The sequence below is a fragment of the Allobosea massiliensis genome (assembly GCF_042655245.1).
Taxonomy (GTDB): Bacteria; Pseudomonadota; Alphaproteobacteria; order Rhizobiales; family Beijerinckiaceae; genus Allobosea; species Allobosea massiliensis.
The window spans coordinates 1-2,330 of record NZ_JBHSLU010000088.1 but is presented as its reverse complement, the minus strand read 5'-3'; the positions used below and the strand labels follow the sequence as shown (position 1 = coordinate 2,330).

General features: G+C 67.6%; 2 protein-coding genes. Both read right to left on the bottom strand.

All coding sequences use genetic code 11. From position 1 onward, the window contains the following. Positions 1-609: IS21-like element helper ATPase IstB (istB, locus tag ACFPN9_RS24340; RefSeq protein ID WP_377817799.1), on the bottom strand; the 609-nt coding region annotated here is incomplete at its 3' end. Between the two features lie 12 nt (positions 610-621). After that, positions 622-2,160 (bottom strand): IS21 family transposase, encoded by a 1,539-nt coding sequence (istA, locus tag ACFPN9_RS24335; protein ID WP_067253527.1) that lies wholly within the window; start codon positions 2,158-2,160, stop codon positions 622-624. Positions 2,161-2,330 lie beyond the last annotated feature (170 nt).

Here is a 2,330-nt window from a genome sequence, read left to right as displayed (position 1 = left end):
CACGGGGATTTGGCTGGTGATGATGGTGGCACGACGCTCGTAGCGATCCTCGGTGAGTTCGAGGAGGTCGCGTCGCTGTGCGTCGTCGAGCTTCTCCGGCCCCCAATCATCGATGATCAGGAGTTCGACCCTGGCGAGGGCCTTGAGCAGGCGGGCGTAACGGCCCTCGTCACGGGCCTGGGCCAGGGTGGCGAAGAGCCTGGGCGCGCGATGGTAGGCGACGGAGACATCGTCACGGCAGGCCTTTTGCCCCAGCGCGCAGGCGAGCCAACTCTTGCCGACACCGGCCGGGCCGGTGATCAGCAAGCTGCGATGCTGGCGGATCCAGTCGCCGCCGGCGAGGCTGAGGAAGAGCCCGCGGTCGAGGCCGCGCGACGCCTTGAAGTCGACATCCTCGATGCTGGCGTTGTGGCGCAGCGCGGCGGCGCGAGCGCGGTTCTCGAAGCGCTTCTGACGGCGCGTCGTGCTCTCGCGTTCGAGCAGGAGGGCGAGCCAGTCGGCGTGTTCGAGGGCGCGGCTTTCGGGCTGGGCCTGGAGCTCCTGGAAGCCTTTGGCCATACCGTGCAGTCCGAGCTCGGCGAGCAAGCCCATGGTGGGATGGATCAACATGCTGTCTCCTGATCAGTGGAAGTAGCCGGGGCCGCGCAGATTGCTGTGCTCGATGATGGCGGCGGGTTCGGTGGTGGTCCTGGCCGCTGCCGCGGCCTGCCTGACGGCAATGGCGGCGACAGCGCGGTAGGCGAACGCGCCGATCTCGAGGGCGCGGGCGGAGACGGCTTCGGCCTGGGACGGCCTGAGATCGCGGAACAGCCGCAGCACGCCGAGACAGGTTCTGAAGCCGTGCTCGGGATGCGGCCGGTTGGCCAGGATGGCGATGACCAGTCCTTCCGTGCTCGGGCCGACCGTCGCGGCCCAGCGCCGGAGCCGTTCCGGGCTCCAGTCGGCGTAGCGCCGGTGGGAGCTCGGCATGTGATCGGGGTTGGTGCCGTGCCGGCGGCCGCCATAGCGACGCTGGTGCGCGGCGACCCGCTGGCCACGATGGAAGACCTCGATCGTCCGGCTGGTGGCCCGCAGATCGACCTGCTCCCGGATCAGGCCGTGGGGAACGGAGTAGAAATAGCCGTCATACTCGACGTGGTAATCGACGCCGGCGCGGGCCAGGCGCCACTCGGCGAACTCGTAATCCTCGGGCAGCGCCGCCAGGGCCGGCCGCTCGACGGTCTCGAACAGATGGCGGCGGGTCACGCCGAGGCGCCGGATGACATGGTCGTTGATCCGGTCGACGGCGCCGCGGATCGCGGCATTGGCCTCGGCCAGCGAGAAGAAGGTCTGGTTGCGCAAGCGGCCCAGGATGGCGCTCTGCGCGAACCGAACGCCGTTCTCGACCTTCGCCTTGTCACGCGGCTTGCGCGGCCGCGCCGGCAAGACGCCGACGCCGTAGTGCGAGGCCATCATGCCATAGCTGCGGTTGAGCTCCGGATCGTAGAACGAGGCCTTGTTGACCCCGGCCTTCAGATTGTCCGGCACGATCAGGCGTGGGACGCCATCGAAAAACCGGAACATGCGCACATGCGAGCCGATCCAGTCCGGCAGTCCTTGAGTCCAGCTCGCTTCGGCGAAGGTGAAGTTCGAGGCGCCGAGCACGCCGACGAAAATCTCGGCCTCCCGGATGATGCCGGTCCGGGCATCGACGATGCCGAGCTTCTTGCCGGAATAGTCGACGAACACCTTGTCGCCGGCGACGTGCTCCTGCCGCATCGTCGGCGACAGCCGGCGCTGGAAGCCGCGCAGGAGGTCGCAGAACCTCGAGTAACCGTAGCCCTGCGGGTGGATGGTGCGATACTCTTCCCACAGGATCGCCATCGTCACGCCGGGCTTCTTCAGCTCGACGATCAGTTCGCTCCAGTTCGGCTCGACCCGCCGCCGCTGACCGCTCTTCGCCCCGGATCGCGCGAAAAGCCTGCCGGCAAGGGCGTCGTCCGTCAGCTCCGCCGGCAGCGGCCAGGTCAACCCGGCCTGGGCCGCGCGCCCGAGGTTCTCCTGAACGGTGCTGCGGGCAATCCCCAGCACCCGACCGATCTCGCGGGCGCTCACCCCGCCATATGCAAGCCGCAGCATCTGCCGCAGTTCTCTCATCGTCAGCTTCCTCTTCGTCGGCATCACAGGCTCCGTCTCGGGTGAAACGGAAATCCTGATGCCTGAGTGGCTGACCCAGAGCGCTCATACCCCCGGCTGGTGGCCGGTCATTAATCGGAATGGTGGCCGGAGAATTATCGGAATCCCGGCCGGTCAATTATCGGAATGATGGCCGGTCGGAATCGGAATCCGCA